At 66.8% G+C, this 19367-nt stretch carries 20 protein-coding genes and 1 pseudogene; 13 read left to right on the top strand and 8 right to left on the bottom strand.

Annotation, left to right across the window (positions count from 1 at the left end; genetic code table 11):
- Positions 1-3 precede the first annotated feature (3 nt).
- The gene (locus tag AC5Y4D_RS01020) at positions 4-789 is read right to left on the bottom strand and encodes a DUF2470 domain-containing protein (protein WP_499943078.1); all 786 of its coding nucleotides are present in this window, start codon (positions 787-789) and stop codon (positions 4-6) included.
- Between the two features lie 97 nt (positions 790-886).
- Here AC5Y4D_RS01020 and pheA point away from each other — a divergent pair, with 97 nt between their 5' ends.
- Positions 887-1810 carry a prephenate dehydratase gene (gene pheA / locus AC5Y4D_RS01015; RefSeq protein WP_499943079.1) on the top strand — a complete coding sequence of 308 codons (924 nt, stop codon included), beginning with the start codon at positions 887-889 and terminating at the stop codon, positions 1808-1810.
- Positions 1811-1812: 2 nt separating this feature from the next.
- A complete protein-coding gene (locus tag AC5Y4D_RS01010; protein ID WP_499943080.1) occupies positions 1813-2523 on the top strand; it encodes a histidine phosphatase family protein in 711 nt (236 codons plus the stop codon).
- Here AC5Y4D_RS01010 and AC5Y4D_RS01005 read toward each other — a convergent pair.
- From AC5Y4D_RS01005 to AC5Y4D_RS00995, 3 genes and pseudogenes are all read right to left on the bottom strand, one after another.
- Positions 2500-2712 carry a hypothetical protein gene (locus AC5Y4D_RS01005; RefSeq protein WP_499943081.1) on the bottom strand — a complete coding sequence of 71 codons (213 nt, stop codon included), beginning with the start codon at positions 2710-2712 and terminating at the stop codon, positions 2500-2502. The genes AC5Y4D_RS01010 and AC5Y4D_RS01005 overlap by 24 nt on opposite strands.
- Positions 2709-3126, bottom strand: a pseudogene (locus tag AC5Y4D_RS01000) (metallopeptidase family protein). Before AC5Y4D_RS01000 ends, AC5Y4D_RS01005 begins: the two are co-directional and overlap by 4 nt.
- 4 nt (positions 3127-3130) lie before the next feature.
- Positions 3131-4534 (bottom strand): septum formation family protein, encoded by a 1404-nt coding sequence (locus tag AC5Y4D_RS00995; protein ID WP_499943082.1) that lies wholly within the window; start codon positions 4532-4534, stop codon positions 3131-3133.
- An 89-nt stretch (positions 4535-4623) separates the two neighbouring features.
- On the opposite strand from AC5Y4D_RS00995, the gene serS reads away from it, so the two are divergent.
- Together serS and AC5Y4D_RS00985 are read left to right on the top strand one after the other, a co-directional pair.
- The gene (gene serS, locus AC5Y4D_RS00990) at positions 4624-5883 is read left to right on the top strand and encodes a serine--tRNA ligase (RefSeq protein WP_499943083.1); all 1260 of its coding nucleotides are present in this window, start codon (positions 4624-4626) and stop codon (positions 5881-5883) included.
- Between the two features lie 87 nt (positions 5884-5970).
- Complete coding sequence (locus tag AC5Y4D_RS00985) at positions 5971-7107, top strand: GGDEF domain-containing protein (protein ID WP_499943084.1); 1137 nt, start codon at positions 5971-5973, stop codon at positions 7105-7107.
- Here AC5Y4D_RS00985 and AC5Y4D_RS00980 read toward each other — a convergent pair.
- Positions 7104-7598: a DUF2834 domain-containing protein gene (locus tag AC5Y4D_RS00980; protein ID WP_499943085.1), complete on the bottom strand. Its 495-nt coding sequence runs from the start codon at positions 7596-7598 to the stop codon at positions 7104-7106. The genes AC5Y4D_RS00985 and AC5Y4D_RS00980 overlap by 4 nt on opposite strands.
- 72 nt (positions 7599-7670) lie before the next feature.
- Here AC5Y4D_RS00980 and AC5Y4D_RS00975 point away from each other — a divergent pair, with 72 nt between their 5' ends.
- Positions 7671-8282 (top strand): TetR/AcrR family transcriptional regulator, encoded by a 612-nt coding sequence (locus tag AC5Y4D_RS00975; RefSeq protein WP_499943086.1) that lies wholly within the window; start codon positions 7671-7673, stop codon positions 8280-8282.
- 60 nt (positions 8283-8342) lie between these two features.
- Complete coding sequence (locus AC5Y4D_RS00970; RefSeq protein ID WP_499943087.1) at positions 8343-9923, top strand: phytoene desaturase family protein; 1581 nt, start codon at positions 8343-8345, stop codon at positions 9921-9923.
- Positions 9924-9988: 65 nt separating this feature from the next.
- On the opposite strand, the gene AC5Y4D_RS00965 is transcribed toward AC5Y4D_RS00970, so the two are convergent.
- Positions 9989-10327 (bottom strand): hypothetical protein, encoded by a 339-nt coding sequence (locus AC5Y4D_RS00965; protein ID WP_499943088.1) that lies wholly within the window; start codon positions 10325-10327, stop codon positions 9989-9991.
- Complete coding sequence (locus AC5Y4D_RS00960) at positions 10324-11874, bottom strand: Rieske 2Fe-2S domain-containing protein (protein WP_499943089.1); 1551 nt, start codon at positions 11872-11874, stop codon at positions 10324-10326. Before AC5Y4D_RS00960 ends, AC5Y4D_RS00965 begins: the two co-directional genes overlap by 4 nt.
- A gap of 98 nt (positions 11875-11972) precedes the next feature.
- On the opposite strand from AC5Y4D_RS00960, the gene AC5Y4D_RS00955 reads away from it, so the two are divergent.
- The 7 genes from AC5Y4D_RS00955 (at position 11973) to AC5Y4D_RS00925 (ending at position 17694) form a co-directional block, all read left to right on the top strand.
- Entirely contained in the window at positions 11973-12746 is a 774-nt protein-coding gene (locus AC5Y4D_RS00955) for a lysophospholipid acyltransferase family protein (RefSeq protein WP_499943090.1), read from the top strand.
- Positions 12747-12749: 3 nt separating this feature from the next.
- The gene (locus AC5Y4D_RS00950; RefSeq protein ID WP_500036136.1) at positions 12750-13493 is read left to right on the top strand and encodes a lysophospholipid acyltransferase family protein; all 744 of its coding nucleotides are present in this window, start codon (positions 12750-12752) and stop codon (positions 13491-13493) included.
- A gap of 32 nt (positions 13494-13525) precedes the next feature.
- A complete protein-coding gene (locus tag AC5Y4D_RS00945) occupies positions 13526-14329 on the top strand; it encodes a lysophospholipid acyltransferase family protein (RefSeq protein WP_499943092.1) in 804 nt (267 codons plus the stop codon).
- 31 nt (positions 14330-14360) lie between these two features.
- Entirely contained in the window at positions 14361-15185 is an 825-nt protein-coding gene (locus tag AC5Y4D_RS00940; protein ID WP_499943172.1) for an HAD family hydrolase, read from the top strand.
- Positions 15186-15252: 67 nt separating this feature from the next.
- Entirely contained in the window at positions 15253-16059 is an 807-nt protein-coding gene (locus tag AC5Y4D_RS00935) for a hypothetical protein (RefSeq protein WP_499943093.1), read from the top strand.
- Positions 16056-17222 (top strand): glutathionylspermidine synthase family protein, encoded by a 1167-nt coding sequence (locus AC5Y4D_RS00930; protein WP_499943094.1) that lies wholly within the window; start codon positions 16056-16058, stop codon positions 17220-17222. The genes AC5Y4D_RS00935 and AC5Y4D_RS00930 overlap by 4 nt, the downstream gene beginning before the upstream one ends.
- Positions 17223-17235: 13 nt before the next feature.
- Entirely contained in the window at positions 17236-17694 is a 459-nt protein-coding gene (locus AC5Y4D_RS00925; RefSeq protein WP_499943095.1) for a DUF350 domain-containing protein, read from the top strand.
- Here the strand turns inward: AC5Y4D_RS00925 and AC5Y4D_RS00920 are convergent.
- Entirely contained in the window at positions 17691-19208 is a 1518-nt protein-coding gene (locus AC5Y4D_RS00920) for a PE family protein (protein WP_499943096.1), read from the bottom strand. The genes AC5Y4D_RS00925 and AC5Y4D_RS00920 overlap by 4 nt on opposite strands.
- Between the last annotated feature and the right edge of the window lie 159 nt (positions 19209-19367).

Here is a 19367-nt window from a genome sequence, read left to right as displayed (position 1 = left end):
GCGCTACCGGCGGGCGCGCAGGCCGTTGACGAAGGGGCAGCCCATCAGGACGCGAATGGCTTGGCTGAGCCCGTTCATGTCGTCGACCGGCTTGTGGAACGGCAGCCTGATGTCGTGGTCGCCGTCGTTGCCCTCGATCCGAAACCGCACGCCGTAGCGGTCCAGACCGAGTGGCCGGATGTGGCCGCGCCGTAGCGGCGCGGGTAGTCGGGACACCAAGCGCGCGACGACGTCGTCGTGCGCCGTGGCCAGGTGCCACAGGAGCGTCGATTCGATCTCACAGAACGGGTCGGGTCGCGCGGCGAGCAGGTCGTCGACGCTGACCGGCTCGGCTCCGGTGGCGTCGGTGACCACCACGGAGTCGATTTCCAGCCGCAGCAAGGTGTACCGCGTCTCGGCGGCACAAGGTGGCCCCGACCGGGGCGTATCGACCTGCAGCAGCGCCGGGTTGGGGTTCTCGGTGGCGATCAGGTCCAGCAGCTTGGTCACCGCCCCAGGTGGAACCCGGTGCAGGCGGCCGCGCACCCAGACCAGGGACCGGACCGGTTCGCGTACCGGCAACGGCGCATAGTCGGTCAGTTCCAGCAGCGCCTGCGACCCACAACCGTCGTCACAGCCGGCCGTGCCGTTGGGAACCGCGACCGCGAAGGTGCCGTCGTAAAGCAGGTGGTGCACAGCCGTGGCCACCGGATCCGCGCCCTCGACCGCCAGCAGGGCGCCGCCGGCGCGCACGCAGGCGCTGCGAATGCGCTCAGCCGTCGTCGGCGTAGGGTTTGTGACCGGTAGCACCGTTACCTCCTATTTTTAGGTAAGGCTAACGTAACTTAGGGTCGGGTAAGTCGCAAGAGCCGATACTCCCGGGCGGCGCGCCGTTAGGGTTGTGGCTGTGGCCCGCATCGCTTACCTCGGACCGGAAGGGACGTTCACCGAGGCAGCGCTGCTGCAGATCGCCGATGCCGGGTTGGTCCCCGAGCACCGTGACGTGGCGGGAATGCCGGTAGACAGCACATCCGCGGCTCTGGACGCGGTGCGCACCGGCGCCGCTGACTTCGCCTGCGTACCGATCGAGAACTCGATCGACGGGTCGCTGGCACCCACCCTGGACAGTCTGGCCATCGGATCGCCGCTGCAGGTGTTCGCCGAGACGACGCTGGACGTCGCCTTCACCATCGTCGTCAGGTCCGGCCTGACCGCCGCCGACGTACGCACCCTGGCGGCCTTCCCGGTGGCCGCCGCGCAGGTGCGCCAGTGGCTCAACGCGCATCTGCCCGGCGTCGAGCTGTGCCCCGCGTATTCCAACGCCGACGCCGCCCGTCAGGTCGCCGAGGGCCGGGTGGATGCGGCGGTCACGTCGCCGTTGGCGGCCGCGCACTATTCGCTGCCGGCGTTGGCCGAGGGGGTTGTCGACGAGTCCAACGCACGGACCCGGTTCGTCTTGATCGGACCACCCGGCCCGCCGCCCGCCCGCACCGGAGCCGACCGGACGTCGGCCGTGCTGCGGATCGAGAACGCGCCCGGCGCGCTGCTGATGGCACTCACCGAGTTCGGCATCCGCGGAATCGATCTGACCCGCATCGAATCCCGGCCCACCCGTACCGGACTGGGCACCTACATGTTCTTCGTCGATTGCGTCGGCCACCTCGACGACGACGCCGTCGCCGAGGCACTCAAGGCGCTGCACCGTCGTTGTGCCGACGTGCGTTATCTGGGTTCCTGGCCGACCGGCCAGGCAGCGGGGGTGCTGCCGCCGTCGTCGGACGAGTCGACGAGCTGGCTGGAGCGGTTGCGGGACGGACGGGGGGAGGCATAGCGATGGGTGGCCGGTTGGTGTTACTGCGCCACGGACAGTCCTTCGGCAATGTCGAGCGCAGGCTGGACACTCTGCCGCCGGGAGCGGCACTGACGCCGTTGGGCCGCGATCAGGCCCGGGCATTCGCGCACGAGGGCTTGGGCACGCCTCGCAAGCCCGGCATCCTGGCGCATTCGGTGGCCATCCGGGCATCGGAAACGGCGGCGGTGATCGGCGGGGAACTCGACCTTGCGACCGTGGAGCTGTCCGGCATCCACGAGGTCCAAGTGGGTGAGCTGGAGAACCGCAACGACGACGAAGCGGTGGCCGAGTTCACCGCGGTCTACAAGCGGTGGCACCTCGGCGAGCGAAACGTTCCATTGCCCGGCGGCGAAACCGCCGACGACGTCCTGGACCGCTACGTACCCGTGCTCACCGACCTGCGGATGCGGTACCTGGACGACGACGCCTGGGACGGCGACATCGTCGTGGTCAGCCACGGGGCGGCGATCCGGCTGGCCTCGGCGGTGCTGGCCGGCGTGGACGGCACCTTCGTGCTGGACAACCCGCTGAACAACGCCGAATCGGTGGTGTTGACCCCGATCACCGACGGGCGCTGGAGCTGCGTGCAGTGGGGCGCGCTGACCCCGCCGTTCTACCCGGAACCTGCCGCGACGCCGGTGCAGGACGCCCTCCAGACCAGCACCTCGTCAGGCACCGATCCAATGGGCTGATCTGCCCTCGTCGGACTGCTGCGAGCACGCGCACCCGACCGCATCGCAGTCGATGACGAAAACGTGCGTGAACAGCTCGGGGATCGCACAGTCGGTGTCGGTGCATTCCGGGCGGCTCAGGGAATGAATGATCAAAGTGCCATGGCAATGGTCCAAGTTTGCCCGGCAGTCGCGGCAGCCTGCGCTCATAACTCGTTCATAACACCAGGCGCCGACAAATGCGGGATCCCCCGCGGATTCAGGGCGAAAACTTCAGCCCCAGCCCAACTCGTCGAGCCGGTCGTCGTCGATCCCGAAGTGGTGGGCGATTTCGTGGACGACGGTGATCGCCACCTGTTCGACGACCTCGTTGTCGGATTCACAGACATCCAGCAGCGCTTCGCGGTAGATGGTGATCGCGTCCGGCAGCGCGCCGGCGTAGTCGGAGTCGCGTTCGGTCAGCGCAATTCCCTCGTAGAGGCCGAGCAGATCGTCGTCCTGCGGATGGCGGTCGGCGACCAGTATCACGACGTTGTCCATGGCCGCCGTCAACTGTTCGGGAATCAGGTCGAGCGCATCGGAGACCAGTTCGTCGAACCGCTGCGGGTCCATCCGGACGGGCACGTGGCTAGCTCGGTGGCGGCGGCTCGGCGGGTGCCGGGACGTCCGGTGCCTGCGGCGGCGGCGCGCCGCCATCGGCCGGGGGAGCCTGGGCCGGGGGAGCCTGGGCCGGTGGCGCTTGGGAGGCGGGCGAGGACGGCGCCCGGGTCGGTGTCACCACCGGCTGTTGGTTGGGCAGGTGCTGATTACCCGGCGGGGCGCTGGGGGTCTGTTGCTGCTGGGTCGGCGCCGCCGGCGGCTGAGTGGGCACCTGGACCGGAACCTGCGGAAGGGTGAGCCGCTCCTGGGGGATGTCGGGCGGCGGTACCGGCGGTTGACCGTTGATCAACAGCGGGCCCTTGGCGCTGTTGAGCAACGTCGCCCAGCCGCCGTTGCCCAGCGTCGCGCCGATGCTGCAGGCGACTTCGCGGCTGCCGGCCGCCCAGCTGGGCAGCGACACCGTGGGGTAGATCAGGGTCAAGGTCGTGGTCCGCAACTTGACCGGGGCCAGGTAGGCGTCGGTCATCCGGGTGCACGCGTCCTTGATGAACCCGTCCTGCTCGGCCTCGGCGGGCATGCCGGTCGGAAACTTCTCGGCGAGGTTGACGGTGCCGGTGACTTCCATGGCGTGCGGTGCGGTGCAGTCGACGGGGACGTCGACCGGCTGATTGGTGACCGAGTCGATGCCCAGGCAGGTGCCGGCCGGCCAAACCTTGGACTGGTCGATTTCGGCGACCTTGCCCTTGAACGCGACCTGCAGGTTGTTGGGCCCGGGCAACTGCAGACCGCACAACATGCGGCGTTCGCCGCCCTGACGCCACGCCCGGTCACCCGACCACAGCATGCTGACGGTGAACTTGCTGTTGGGGTCGAACTTGGTGCCGAGATAGCGGCGCACGGCGGGTTCACACTGCTCGGTGTTGATCTGCTGAATCCGGGTCGGCGACGGGGGAGCGGCGTTCGGGCCGTATTCCGAACCCGGGAAGGTGCGCAGATCCACCGCCTCGGCGACCTCGAACCGGTGGTCCTCGGCGCAGTTGACGACGGTGGCGGATTCCGGTGTGCCGTCCGGCCAGTTCAGACAATCTCCGCTGGTGGCGCGGCTGAAGGCGCCGCTGCTCTTGGATCCCGTGCTGGGCACCGGGTCGCTGTCGAGATAGCCGACCAGGCGTCCCGATCCGGTGCCGATGGTGGGCAGTGCGGTCACCAGCCCGGCGATCAGCAGGCCACCGAGAGCGGTCAGCAACAGCGCCCGTCTGGTGGCGGAGGGCTGCAGGCCGCGCGGCCACCGAAACCCGTCCGGGGGCTCCGGCGCCCGGTCGGTGACAATCGCGTCCGGCTCGTCCGCCGAAGCCTCGTCGACCTCGTCGACCTCGTCCACCTCGTCCGTGACCGCGGGTGGTTTCTTTCGCAGATCCAACATCGGCTCCATTCTGACAGGGCCGCGCGGGTGCTGTTACGAATGTTGCAGTTGTGAGACCAGGACGAACCGGCCGCCGTGACGAAAGTAGTCTTGCGGCCGTGATCGACCTGAAGCTGCTCCGGGAAGACCCCGACGCCGTTCGACGTTCCCAACTCAGCCGCGGCGAAGACCCGGCCCTGGTGGACGCCCTGGCGGACGCCGACGCGGCGCGGCGGGCGGCGATCTCGGCCGCAGACTCGCTGCGCGCCGAGCAGAAGGCCGCCAGCAAATCCGTGGGCAAGGCGTCGGCGCAGGAGCGGCCGGCACTCCTGCAGCGCGCCAAGGACCTCGCCGAACAGGTCAAAGCCGCCGAGGCCGAGCAAGCGGCCGCCGAGTCGGCCTTCACCGCGGCGCACATGTCGATCTCGAATGTGATCATCGACGGCGTTCCGGCCGGTGGCGAGGCAGACTTCGCCGTCCTCGACGTCGTCGGGGAACCACCCCAGCTGGATCGTCCGAAGGATCACCTGGAACTGGGCGAGTCGCTGGGCCTGATCGACATGCAGCGCGGGGCCAAGGTCTCCGGGTCCCGGTTCTATTTCCTGACCGGCCGCGGCGCGCTTCTGCAACTGGGGCTACTGCAACTGGGGTTGCGGGTGGCCGTCGAGAACGGCTTCATCCCGATGATCCCGCCGGTCCTGGTACGTCCCGAGGTGATGAGTGGCACCGGCTTCCTGGGCGCCCACGCCGACGAGGTGTACCGGCTCGAGGCCGACGACCTCTATCTCGTCGGGACCTCGGAAGTGCCGTTGGCCGGTTACCACTGCGACGAGATCCTGGACCTGTCCGCCGGCCCGTTGCGGTACGCGGGCTGGTCGTCGTGCTTCCGTCGGGAGGCCGGCAGCTACGGCAAGGACACCCGCGGCATCATCCGGGTGCATCAGTTCGACAAGGTCGAAGGTTTCGTCTATTGCCGGCCCGAGGAGGCCGAGGCCGAGCATCAGCGGCTGCTGGGCTGGCAGCGCGAGATGCTGGCGCACATCGAGGTGCCGTACCGGGTGATCGACGTGGCCGCCGGCGACCTGGGCTCGTCGGCCGCCCGCAAATTCGACTGCGAGGCGTGGGTGCCGACCCAGGGCACCTATCGGGAGCTGACCTCGACGTCGAATTGCACGACGTTCCAGGCCCGCCGGCTGGCCACCCGGTACCGGGACGCGGGTGGCAAGCCGCAGATCGCGGCGACGCTCAACGGCACACTGGCCACCACGCGGTGGCTGGTGTCGATCCTGGAGAACCACCAGCTTCCCGACGGCAGCGTCCGGGTTCCCGCGGCGCTGGTGCCGTTCGTCGGGACCGAGCTGATCGAACCCGCCAGCTAATAGTTCGCTCAACTAGACAATTTGTCGCGCAGCTGTTTTCCTGAGATCTGCCCCCGCAAGGGGATTTGGGGGAATTGGGAGTAGGCGATGAGTTGGCTCGCGCGTTGGTGGCGGCAGTCCGACCACTACGAGCAGCTGAGTTCCCACCTGCGCACCCGAGGTATGGAGGTCCTGACCCGGACCACGATCACCACGATTGCCGCATCCCTGGCGCTGATCGCCGTGGCGACGATCTGGACGCCGACCGGACCCCGAGGGCCCGTGCAGGTCGCCTGCGCCGTTGCCGCGGGCGCCGGCGCCGCCCTGGGCGCAGTCATGTGGGCGCTGCGCTGGCCCACCCGTGCGCAGGCCATCCGGTTCGTGGTGCTCTCCGATGTCAGCATCGCGCTGGCCGCGCTGTCCCAAAGCCACCCCACCGCCGGCTTGCTGACGTGCACGGCGTTCGCGACGATGGCTACCTACACGGCGATGTTCCACCCGGCCCGGTTGATGGCCTACAACTTCCTCGTCACGGCGGCGGTAGGGGCGTTCGAAGTCGTCCGGATGGCCGCGCTGTACAACCCGATGGCCGCACTGTGTGGATACGCGTTGCTGTTGACGCTGAACCTGGCGGTGCCGTTCGGCATCCAGGCGGTGGTGCACACGCTGGGAACCGATGCCGTGCGGGCCGAGCGCGACCAACTCACCGGGCTGCTCAACCGGCGCGCGTTCTATCGGCGGGCGCGGCGCGACTTGTGGCGGGATGCCTCCGCGCCCGCGCACCTGGTGGTGACGGTGATCGACCTGGACCGCTTCAAGCAACTCAACGACCGGTACGGGCACAGCGTGGGAGACGACGCGCTGATGGCGGTGGCGCGCGCGTTGCAGGAGAACACCGACGACACCGCCGTCATCGGCCGGGTCGGCGGGGAAGAATTCGTGATCGCCGACATCTGGCTCCCCACCGAAGTGCAGCGCCGGTCGCAGGCCATCTGCGACGCCGTAGCGGCGCTGCCGTTCATGCTGACCGCAAGTGTGGGCACCGCCAGCGTCTATTGCAGCGGCCGCGATCCAGCCGACGACGACCTGCTGGTCGAACTGATCTCGGCAGCGGATGCCGCGATGTACACCGCCAAACGGGGCGGCGGCAATCGGGTCTGCCATCACCGTCCGGCGCCGGGCCGCCGCGACACGACGCCGCTGCCGCGCGACGCCGGGTACTTCGGCGACGAACTCAGCGCCTAGACAGCCACCTTCGCGCCGGCCCGCTCGTGCCGATGCTGGCGCTCGATCGTGGCGAAATAGAACGCGAACGCGAACGCGAAGCTGGTGAACAGGCTGCTGACGAAATACAGCCACGGGCGTTTGAGGCCGCGTCGGTAACCGTCGACGATCGAAAACAGCGGCAGCAGAATGACATTGGCGATCGTGTAGTCCTGCCCCGCCGAACCCGCCGCCGGGTTGACGAACATCAACTGGATGTACTGCGTCCAACTCCCGGGACCCCAGATCGGGTTGTGCGTCCCGCTGACCCCGTGCGGGGCGTACCCCTGCACGAAGCGGAAGTTGAAATACCAGCCCAGCGCGATCGAGGCGATACCGACCCCGTAGTACATCAGTTCCAGTGGGGAGAACAGCGGGCCGTCGACGGGCCGTGCGTAGACCGCCGGATTCGACTTGACGATCCAGCAGATGACTGCGATACCCAGGACAGCGTGCACGATGAGCGAGACCATGGGCGCAGTCTCACCCCGGGCCAGAAGTTTTGTCAATATTGTCAAAACAAATGCTGAAGGTAGGTTACCCAGATGGTCCGACCCGCGCAGACCGCGCGCAGTGAACGCACCCGCGACGCACTGCGCCAGGCGGCGGTGGTGCGCTTTCTGGCCCAGGGCGTGGCGGACACGACGGCCGAACAGATCGCCGCCGACGCCGGCGTTTCGCTGCGGACCTTCTACCGGCACTTCGGTTCCAAGCATGACCTGCTGTTCGCGGACTACACCGGGCTGAACTGGTTCCGCGCTGCGCTGGAGGCCAGGCCCGTCGACGAAGCCGTCATCGACTCGGTCCAAGCGGCCATCTTCGCGTTCCCGTACGACGTGGAAGCGGTGACGAAGATCGCCGCGTTGCGGGGCGGCGAGATCGACCCGGGCCGGATCGTCCGGCACATCCAGGACGTCCAGGCCGATTTCGCCGACGCCATCCAGGTGCAGTTGCAGCGGCGCGGCCGAAGTACCGAAGAGCCCGACGCCCGGCTGCGCATGACGGTGACCGCCCGCTGCATCGCCGCCGCGGTGTTCGGGGCGATGGAAGCCTGGATGCTCGGTGCCGACCGCTCGCTCGGGGAGCTGGCCAGGGTGAGTCAACTGGCGCTCGAGTCGTTGCGGGCCGGCATCACCGACACCTGGGCCGCCGGCTGAAGTTTCGTCATAATTGACAAAACTTTGGGGGCGTGCCAGCCTCCATGCCGGGAGGTCGGCATGGCTGATTCTGAAACCACATACGACGCGATCGTCATCGGAGCCGGGCACAACGGCCTGACCGCCGCGGTGCTGCTGCAAAGAGCCGGGCTGCGCACCCTCTGTCTGGACGGCAAGCTCTACGCGGGCGGCATGGCCTCGACCGTCGAGCTGTTCGACGGCTATCAATTCGAGATCGCCGGCTCGGTGCAGTTTCCGACCTCGGCGGAGGTGATCAGCGAGCTGGGCCTGGACGAGCTGCCGACAGTCGACCTGGAGGTGATGTCGGTCGCGCTGCGCGGCGTCGGCGACGACCCGCTCGTCCAATACTCCGATCCGATGAAGATGTTCGCCCATCTCAACGAGGTGCACGGCGCCGACGCCGTCGCCGGCATGGGTGGACTGCTGATGTGGGCACAGGCGCCGACGCGAGCATTGGGGCGCTTCGAGGCCGGCACCGTGCCCAAGACCTTCGACGAGATGTACGCCTGTGCCACCAACGAATTCGAGCGGTCGGCGATCGACGACATGCTGTTCGGTTCGGTCACCGAGGTGCTCGACCGCTATTTTCCGGACCGGGAGAAGCACGGCGCCATCCGCGGGTCGATGACCATGCTCGCGGTGAACACCCTGTATCGCGGGCCGTCCACACCGGGCAGCGCCGCCGCGCTGGCCTTCGGTCTCGGCATCCCCGAGGGTGACTTCGTCCAGATGAAGAAACTGCGCGGCGGCATCGGCGCGCTCACCGCACATTTGGCACACGTGTTGGAGGGGAACGGCGGGGAAGTCCGGTTGCGGTCCAAGGTGAGCGAGATCCTCGTCGCCGACGGCCGGGTCCGTGGCGTACGCACCGAGGCGGGGGACACCCTTTTCGCCCCGATCGTCGTCTCGGCGATCGCCCCTGACGTCACAGTCAACGACCTGATCGATCCCGCGCTGCTGCCCGCCGATATCCGCGAGCGGTACGCACGCATCGACCATCGCGGCAGCTACCTGCAGATGCACTTCGCGCTGGACGAGCCACCGCAGTTCGCCGCACCCTACGAGGCACTCAACGACCCCACTCTGCAAGCCTCGATCGGAATCTTCTGCACACCCGAGGAAGTTCAGCAGCAATGGGAGGACTGCCGGCGCGGCATCGTCCCGGCCGACCCGACCCTGGTGTTGCAGATCCCGTCCGTGCACGACCCGGACCTGGCGCCCGAAGGCAAGCACGCCGCGTCGGCGTTCGCGCTGTTCTTCCCGATCGAGGGCGGGTTGCAAGAAGAAGGTCGCTACGGTCAGGCCAAGGTCGAGATGGGTCAGCGGGTGATCGACAAGATCACCCGCCTGGCACCCAATTTCGAGCGCAGCATCATCCGGCACACCACGTTCACGCCCAAACACATGGGCGTGATGTTCGGGGCGCCCGGCGGCGACTACTGCCACGGGCTGCTGCACTCCGACCAGGTCGGACAGAACAGGCCCGGCCCCAAAGGCTATATCGGCCAGCCGATCCCGGTCGAAGGACTGTACCTGGGGAGCGCTGGTTGCCACGGCGGACCCGGGATCACGTTCACCCCCGGCTACAACGCCGGCCAGGCCGCACTGGCCGATCGCTGATCTTTCGCCGAGCGTGTTCCAGTTGCGAAAAAACAGCCGGAAATTCGCAGTACCAACACGTTCGGTTAGCCGCGCTGACCCAACAACTCCTCCAGGCAGGCCAAGAACTCGTCCGGGCGCGCGGGGGTGAACGCCGGCTTGGATCCCGGTATGTCGAGAGTGACCAGCGTCGACTTCAGCGGCCGGTAGAGGTCCAACGGCAGCCAGCGCCGGAAATCCGGGCTGCCCCACAGGTTGAACCGGACGGTGAACAAGCCAAGCGCCTCGGCCTTGTACTCGCGAATCTGGTCCAACCCGATCACTTTGGCCGTACCGGACGGAAAGTGGTAGCGCCGCAACGTGATCGCCATCCGATCCAACTGGACCACGCCGTCGTCATAGCACCAGTCCGTCGTGCTGCTCATGCTTTTCCGCTCCGCAACTCGTGCCCCCGAGTGGTCAGGCAGCGACCGTCCTGCAGCCGCCACTGCCAACCGTGCAGGTTGCACGTCAGCGTATCGCCCTCGATCACACCGAATTTGGACAAATCGGCCTTGAGGTGCGGGCACCGGCGCTGAATCTCCCAGCCGTCCATGGTGATCGACGCGGTGTCGTCATGCGACTCGGCGAACCAGCCGTCGGCGTACGCGATCCGCTCGTCGGTCAGGCACTTGAAGAACGTGTACAGGTATTCGTTGTAACCGCCGACGCGCCACGCTTTGAACCGGGTGGACAAGAAGATTGTGTTGACCCAGTCCGGTTCCTCATCGCGCAGCACGGTCCGCACCAACTCCGGTTGGATGGCGAACCCGTAGCGCACCTTCTCGTCGGGAATGCGTTCGCGCACCGCGCGTTTCGGAAAGTCGAGGATCACCGTCTCGGGACCGATGACCAGTTCCACCGGATATCCGATGCCGTCGCAGATTTCGTTGCTCGCCAACATGATCGGCTCGAACAACGCGCGCAGCGGCTCCAGCAGCGGCTCGCCGGTGGCCGGTGCCCAACGGGCCTTCTCGGCAGCCAACACCGGCGCCATACGCTCGGCGAAGTCGGCGATGTAGGCCGCCTTGCCGGTGGTGAAGATCGCCTCGACCTCTTCGGTGGGCACCGGATGAGTCAGCGAATTGAGCCTCGAGCCGGTGAAATCCGCCGTCGATCCAGGGATCATCAGCAGGCCGCCTTCGTGACCGTGGCGGCGCATCTGGTCGAGGAACACCATCTGGTCGGGAAAGATGTTGGCCGGATCGCCATGGTCGTCGTTGAGGTGACGCAGCTCGGGGTCCAGAAAGCACGGCGGCCCGGCCGACGGCACCACCCACGTGGCGCCCACCTGTGCGATGTACTGGCGGGCGCGGTCCATCTGCCGCTGGCGCTTCTGGGTGCCGAATGCCTCCTTGGCGCGCGCCGGCATGTCGTAGACCATCGGGTACCAGATCGCGCCCGAATACTGCAGCAGATGCACGTCGATGTCGCCGAAGTCGGCGGCCAGCACGTCCAGATCGACCGGACGGGCGTCGTTCATGTTGAACACCGTGGTCTCCCCGTCGGAAACCACCAACGCCGAATCGCCGATGGGTCCGTCGGCGGGGGCCCGCAGCGCGATGACCATGATCTCGAGGTCGCCCTTGGGCCCGGACAGCCGGTGCTGGACGGAGTCGGTGGTCTCGAAGAACCGGTGGAACCCTAGTTTCTCGAGTTCGTTGCGCAGGTCCGGCACCGGGAAGTCGGGCAGCAGGACCACCGCGTCCTTGTTGACGTGGGCGGTGAGCAGCTTGGCGTCGAAGTGGTCTTTGTGCAGGTGCGAGACGTATAGGTAGTCGCAGTCGCCGAGGGCGTCCCAGTCCAGGCCGGTGTTGTCTGGGAAAGGGAACCAGGATCCGAAGTACGCCGGGTTGACCCAGGGGTCGCACAGGATGCGCCCTGCCCGGGTCTGGATCAGGAAGCCGGCATGCCCGACGCTTGTGACCTGCACAAATACCTCTCAGCTGACTGCGATTGCAGCCTCGAGCTTAGCTTGAGTCACGGGCCGGGGTCTCGCCGCAGCCGCCGGGAGCACTAGGCTGAATTGCTGTGGAACCGGCATATGGCACCGCCATTACGCTCGCCCGCCTGGTATTTCGGATACAGGGTCTCAAGATCACCGTGACGGGCGTCGAGAACTTACCGACCAGCGGCGGCGCCGTCGTCGCCATCAACCACACCGGATACCTGGACTTCACCCTGGCCGGTCTACCCGCATACCGGCAGGGTCTGGGCCGCAAGGTGCGGTTCATGGCCAAACAGGAAGTCTTCGACCACAAATTCACCGGTCCGCTGATGCGCGCCTTCCGCCACATCCCGGTGGACCGGGAGAGCGGTGCGGCTTCCTACGCCGCGGCCGTGGAGAACCTCAAGGCCGGTGAACTGGTCGGTGTCTACCCCGAGGCGACCATCAGCCGCAGTTTCGAGATCAAGGAGTTCAAGTCCGGGGCGGCGCGGATGGCGGTGGAGGCCGGCGTGCCGATCGTCCCGCACGTCATCTGGGGCGCCCAGCGGATCTGGACCAAGGACCACCCGAAGAAGCTGTTCCGCCCCAAGGTGCCGATCCAGGTGATCGTCGGCGAACCCATCCAGCCCACGCTGCCCACCGCAGAACTGACCGCCCTGTTGCATTCCCGGATGCAGCACCTGCTGATCCGGGCGCAGGAGCAATACGGACCGCATCCCGCGGGTGAGTTCTGGGTGCCGCACCGGCTCGGTGGAGGCGCACCGTCGATGGCCGACGCGGCCCGCCTGGACGCCGAGGAAGCGGCCGTGAAGGCCGCCCGCCGTGCCGAGCGTGCCGCCGGTCCTTCGGAGCATTGACCCGTGGCCGAACCCGTTTACCGTGCCAGCGAGTTCGTAGCGAGGACGTTTCTGCGAATCACCGGTAGCCGAGTCACTTATCTGGGCGACGAGAACGTTCCCGATCAGGGCGGCTGCGTCGTCGCGATCAACCACACGAGCTTTATCGACTGGGCACTGGCCGCGTTGGCTTTTCGACGGCCGGGCGGCCGGCGCGTGCGGCCGATGGTCAAGGTCGAATTGCAGAAGGTCAAGATCGTCGGCTTCATGATGAAGCACAACCGGGCCATTCCGGTCGATCGCAGCGCCGGCGCCGGCGCCTACGCGGTTGCTGTCGAGCGATTGCGGGAGGGCGAGGCAGTCGCGGTTTTCCCGGAGGCGACAATCAGCCGCAGTTTCGAGCTCAAAGACTTCAAGACGGGCGCCGCTCGGATGGCCGTGGAAGCCGACGTCCCGATCGTCCCGATCATCGTCTGGGGGTCCCAGCGCATCTGGACCAAGGGCCTGCCCAGGCAGTTGGGTCGCAATAAGGTGCCGATCACCGTGGCGATAGGTCCGCCATTGCGCGCCGTCCAGGACGTCGCAGGGACGAACGAACTGCTACACGAGACGATGACTTCGCTGTTGCACCAGGTGCAACGGAACTATTCTCATCCAACTGGCGAAAATTGGGTGCCGCGGCGGTTGGGCGGCGCGGCGCCGACGTTGGAGGAGGCCGCGCAAATGGACGCCGACGAGAGTGCGGCGAGAGCCGCCGGCCGAAAATAGCTAACGTATTCGGTAGGGCAGGAGGTCAAAAAGTGGCTGAGCCAGTCTTCCGGTTTTTGGAGTATCTCGTGCCGTCGGCCATGGCGCTGAATGGCAACAAGATCACTTACTACGGCCTGGAGAACATCCCCGAGCGCGGCGGGGCGATCGTCGCCCTCAATCACACCAGCTACGTCGACTGGATTCCCGCGTCGCTGGCCGCCAAGGAACGAAAGCGGCGGCTGCGGTTCATGATCAAAGCCGAGATGGCGGAGGTGAAAGCGGTCAACTACGTGATCAAGCACATCCAGCTGATCCCGGTGGACCGTTCCCAGGGGGCCGAGGCGTACTCGGTGGCGGTGCAACGCCTGCGCGAGGGCGAACTCGTCGGGGTGCACCCCGAGGCGACCATCAGCCGCAGTTTCGAATTGCGGCCCTTCAAGACCGGGGCGGCGCGAATGGCGATGGAGGCCAACGTGCCCATCATCCCGATGATTGTCTGGGGCGCACACCGCATCTGGCCGAAGGACCACCCGAAAAAGCTGGTGCGCAGCAAGGTTCCGATCACCGCGGCAATCGGTCCGCCGTTGTGGCCGACGGGCACCGTCGACGAATACAACGCCACGCTGCGCCAGGCGATGGAGTCGATGCTCTATTGGGTGCAGGAGGAGTACCCGCACCCTGAAGGCGAGTACTGGGTGCCGCGCCGGCTGGGCGGCAGTGCGCCAACCCCGGACGAGTCCAAGGAGTTCCGGGTCGCCGAACTGGCCGAGCGAGCGCAAAAGCGTGCGCAACAGGGTGTGGACGCGAAGAAACGAAAGAAGGCGGACCGCGCTGACGACTCCGGCCGACCGTAACAACGCGTCCCCGCAACCGAATTCGCAACGGATTTCTTCGTCGACACCTCCCGCACTCATCGGATGCGACGTCGACGGCACGCTGTTCGACGAGGACGAGACCCTCACCCCGCGTACCCGCGCCGCCGTGCTGGCCGCCGTCGCCGGCGGCGCCCGCTTCGTGCTGGCCACCGGCCGCCCGCCGCGCTGGGTCAGGCCGGTCGTCGACGCCCTGGGCTTCGCACCGATGGCGGTCTGCGCCAACGGCGCCGTCATCTACGATCCCGAACACGACCGGGTCGTGTCGGCGCGCACGCTGTCGGTGGATGCGTTGGCCGCGCTGGCCGACATCACCCGACGGGTCCTGCCGGGGGCGGGACTGGCCGTCGAGCGGATCGGGGAACGCGCGCATGACACGGCCACCCCGCAGTTCGTCAGCTCACCGGGCTACGAGCATGCGTGGCTCAACCCCGACAACACCGAGGTGTCCATCGAGGATCTGCTGAGCGCGCCTGCGATCAAGCTGTTGATCCGCAAGGCCGGCGCACGCAGCGCGGACATGGCTGCGGCGCTCGCCGGGCAGATCGGCGACGAGGGCGACCTGACGTATTCGACCAACAACGGTCTGCTCGAGGTGGTGCCGCGCGGCATCAGCAAGGCCACCGGACTGCGCGAGGTCGCCGAACCGCTGGGAATCGACGTCGCGGACGCCGTCGCCTTCGGTGACATGCCCAACGACATCCCGATGCTGGTACGGGCCGGCCTGGGGGTCGCGATGGGTAACGCGCACCCGGAAGCGCTTGCCGCCGCCGACGAGGTCACGGCCCGCAACAGCGACGACGGCGTCGCCCGCGTGCTGGAGCGTTGGTGGTCTTGAGGATTATTTCCGGTCCGGTGTGGGAGACTGCCCGCGTGTTCGCGTTTCCGGGACCGGAGGGCAGCTAGTGGGGTCAGAACCAGACCCGCCGGACGGCGGTGAGCCCGAGGGCCGTGGGTCCGGAACCGGCGGGACCGACCAGCCCAAGCCGGAGACGCCTCCCAAGCTGCTACCGCACGGGAAGATCGAGTCGCGGGACCCGGCCAAACCTCCGATACCACCCAAGCTGTTGCCGAACACCCCACCGACTCCGCCGGTCCCGCCGAGCGGACCCCGCAAGAGCACGTTCGGAGCGAACCGTCCCGAACCGGGTAGGCCGCCGTCGCCCCGTCCGCCGGATGCCCCGTCCAAGCCGAAACCGTTGGGCAGCATCCAGTTTCAGGACGCCGCCACCACGAAGCCCCGCCCTCCGACCCCGGCCGAGTTGCGTGCCCGGCAGAAGTACGAGGACCAGCAACGCGAAGCCGAAGAGGCGCGGCTGGCGGCCGAAGCCAAGCGCAAGCGGCAGAAACGCATCCTGATGGGCTCCGCCGCCGCGGTCGGCGTGGTGGGGCTGGTGGCGGGAGTCGGGTACTGGTTGCTGACGCCGAGCCACGTGACCGCCCAGTGCGTTCGGGATGACCCGAACGGTCAGCCGGTGATCGTCCCCGACAGCTACTGCACGGGTCACACACCGGGCTTGAACGGCTTCTTCATCTGGGGCGGGCACTCCTACCGCTACTACTACGGCAGTTCGGGATCGGTCGGTCAACGGCCGTCCGGCGGCACCACCACCATCCCCAAGGGCGCGACGGTGACCACCAAGTCGGGCAGCACTATTCAGCGCGGCGGCATCGGCGGCAGCGGCGGCAAGGGCGGGAGCGGCGGCTCGTGAAACGCGGCAGGACACAGCCGCGGCCCAATTGGCAGTCGATCGTCGAATCGCAAGGACTCGTGTACGGCACACCGGCGCGTGACGCCAGCGGCGCCGACCGGCCCTACTGGGACGAGTCGGTGTACTACGAGTTCGAGATGGACGAGATCCTGGCGCTGGAAGCCGACGTCGAGTTGCTGCATTCGATGTGCCTGAACGCCGTCGAGCAGGTGGTGCTCATGGAGCGGTACGCCGATTTCGGTCTGCCGGAATGGAGTTGGCCGCACATCGCCGAGTCCTGGCGCCGCTCCGATCCACATGTCTACGGGCGCTTCGACTTACGCTACGACGGGCGACGGCCCGCGGTGTTGCTGGAGTACAACGCCGATACGCCGACCACCCTGCTGGAAGCCGCGATCGTGCAGTGGTATTGGCTGAAAGACAAGTTCGCGGAAGACGATCAGTGGAACTCACTGCACGAACAACTGGTGGACCGCTGGAAGGTGGTCCGTGACCTGTTGCCCAGCAACGAATTACACTTCGCGTGGTCCGGGGTCGAAGCGACTGGCGAGGATCAGATCACTACTACTTACATGCAGGAGACGGCGGCCGAGGCGGGATTTCACACCGTCGGGCTACTGATCGAGGACGTGGGCTGGGACTCCGCGCTGGAACGGTTCGTCGATCTGGAAGAGGACCCGATCCGGGCGATGTTCAAACTGCATCCGTGGGAATGGGTGCTCGAGGACCAGTTCGGCAAGCACGTGGCGGCCGGCCTGCCGCAGACGATGTGGATCGAACCGCTGTGGAAGACACTGCTGTCGAACAAGGCGATCCTGGCCGTGCTCTGGGAGATGTACCCCGGGCATCCGAACTTGCTGCCCGCCTACCTCGACGATCCGCATGAACTGACCGAATACGTGCGCAAGCCCAAGCTGGGCCGGGAGGGCGCCAACGTCACGATCGTCGGCGCCGGGATGGAAACCGCCACCGGCGGTTTCTACGGCGAAGAGGGCTTCGTCTACCAATTGTTGGACCCGCTACCGGAATTCGACGACATGCGGCCCGCTTTGGGCGCGTGGATAGTGGGCGACACGTCGGCGGGTCTTGGTATCCGGGAGACCGCCGGACTCATCACCGACGACGGCGCCGCCTTCGTCCCGCATCGCATCCCGCTGAAGTGAACGGAGAGAACCGATGACGAAAACCGTTGTGGCGCTGCCGCATTCGGACTATTGGAGCTGGCTGGGCAGTGGCGCTGCGGCAATCATCCTCTACTCGATCCTCGGCTTGGTGCTGATGGTCGTCGGGTTCTACGCCATCGACCTGACCACCCCGGGCCCGCTGCGCAAGATGGTCAACGCCGGCAAGCCGAACGCGATCATCGTGTCGGCGGCCGGCATGGTCAGCATGGCCTTCATCGTGGTGGTGGCCATCTACTCGTCGTCGGGGAATCTGGCGGGAGGGCTGCTGGCCTCGGCGGTCTTCGGGCTGATCGGTATCACGGCGCAGGTGGTGATGATGCGGATCGCCGCGCTGGTGATCGGCATCGACATGCATGCGTTGTTTTACGCCGACGAGTTCAGCTACGAGGCGCTCATGGTGGCCGCGGCGCAGTTCGCGCTGGGCATCGTGGTGTCGGTGGCGATTCTCTAGGTGGGCCTGATGGCCGCGGCGAGTTGCTGCGGTGCGTAGTTCACCAGGAGCGGGATCAGGCCGGAGAACGGCGTGCCCAGGATGGTGACGGGAATCGACTGTGGCGGAATCACCACGATGGCCGGCACATTGATGGCCGGCACATTGATGGTCGCGGTGACCGGATGCGGAGGAACGAGGAGCCCGTCGGACGGCAAGTGCAGCACGAGTCCGACATCGCCAACTACCGGCACCGGAAGGTTGATCGTCGTATCGATGGGGACATTGCCGTTGAGGAAGCCGTTCAACGCTACGGCGGGCGCATCGAACAGCGTGGCCGCCGCACCGAGATAGTTCCCCGTCGCCAGCGCTTGCCCGAAAGTCTCCGCGCTCTCGGCTATCGCATTGAGCGTTGCTAATGGAGCGCCCGCTGCCGCGTAGGTTGCGACCAAGGGCAGCCCGAAGAAGGTGCTCAGTGACGCGCTAACCGCAGGGGTAGGCAGAAGATGTGCGTCCAGTGTGGCGAATGCCGAAATGCTCGGAACAGTCAAGGTATCGATAACATTGGTGAAGTTCTGCGCAATCTGCCGGGGGATCGACGGCGGTATCAGATTGGTGAAGTACTGCGCCTCCTGTCCTGGAATGTTCATGATGGCGAAGAGGTCACCCAACGGACCTAACACCCTGGGATTCAAAGTGGCGGTCACGTTAATCGAAGGCGGCAAAGGAGTTACCCCAGTACCACCGAAGATCACAGTGCCGGGATCGATCCCAGTGACCAACAGCCCTAGGCCTGCCCGCCCGAAATCAGAGACCGCGCCGGTGTAGTTGCCGGTCAGCAAAGTCTGGAAAGCCGTCTGCAGACCCGTCGCGAAGGTCGGCAGCCCGGTCATCAACCCGACGGTTCCGTTGATCGCCGACGTCACAAACGTCTGGGCGAAGCCGGTCTGGACGGTGATGAACTGCTGCGCGAAGGCCGCGGGGTTGAAGGACAAGAACTGCTGAACGGCCGCTTCTATGGCGGCCGGCAACTGCGGCAGTGTGGCAGGGAAGTTGGCAACAGCCGTGGCGATCTGCAGCGCGTAACCCTGCTGGTTGGCAAGGAACTGCCGGGCGAACGGGAACGGATCAGCGGCCCATGCGCCGCCGAGGGCCTGCAAATTGGTGGCCGTATTGACCACCAGCTCGCCGTAGGCGCCGCCCGGAACGGCCGGGGCAGCGCTGGGGAGAGCGCTTGCCAAAGCCTGTCCGGCATTGGCGATCTCGGCGCTCACGTATGCCGCCGAACCGGCGCCGAGGAGGCGCACGAACTCGGCGTGGAATGCCGCGGCCTGGCTATTGACGCCTTGGAATTCTCGCCCGAAGACCCCGAACAGCTCCGAGATCGCGGCCGACACCTCGTCCGCGGCCGCCGCCGCGACTGTGGTGGTGGGGACGGCGGCGACGGCCGCCGCATCCTGCAGCGTCGAGCCGAGATTCGCCAGACTTCCGGCCGCCGTCGTTACCCAGTCCGGCGTGGTGACCACAAATGACACGGCGCTGACCTCCCCGCGACAAACTATGAATTCAATCTGAGCGTAAGTCGCGAGGCCCGCGCTCGTGGGAAATTCGGTGATTCAGTGCGTCGACGATGTGCGGACGGTGACCGAACGTCCGGCGCTATTGCGGGATGTCGACCGGTCGGGATCCGCATC

It is taken from the genome of Mycobacterium sp. NGS67, from assembly GCF_059812185.1.
Note: the sequence above shows the minus strand (reverse complement) of the source record. Positions and strands in the feature narration are given on the sequence as shown.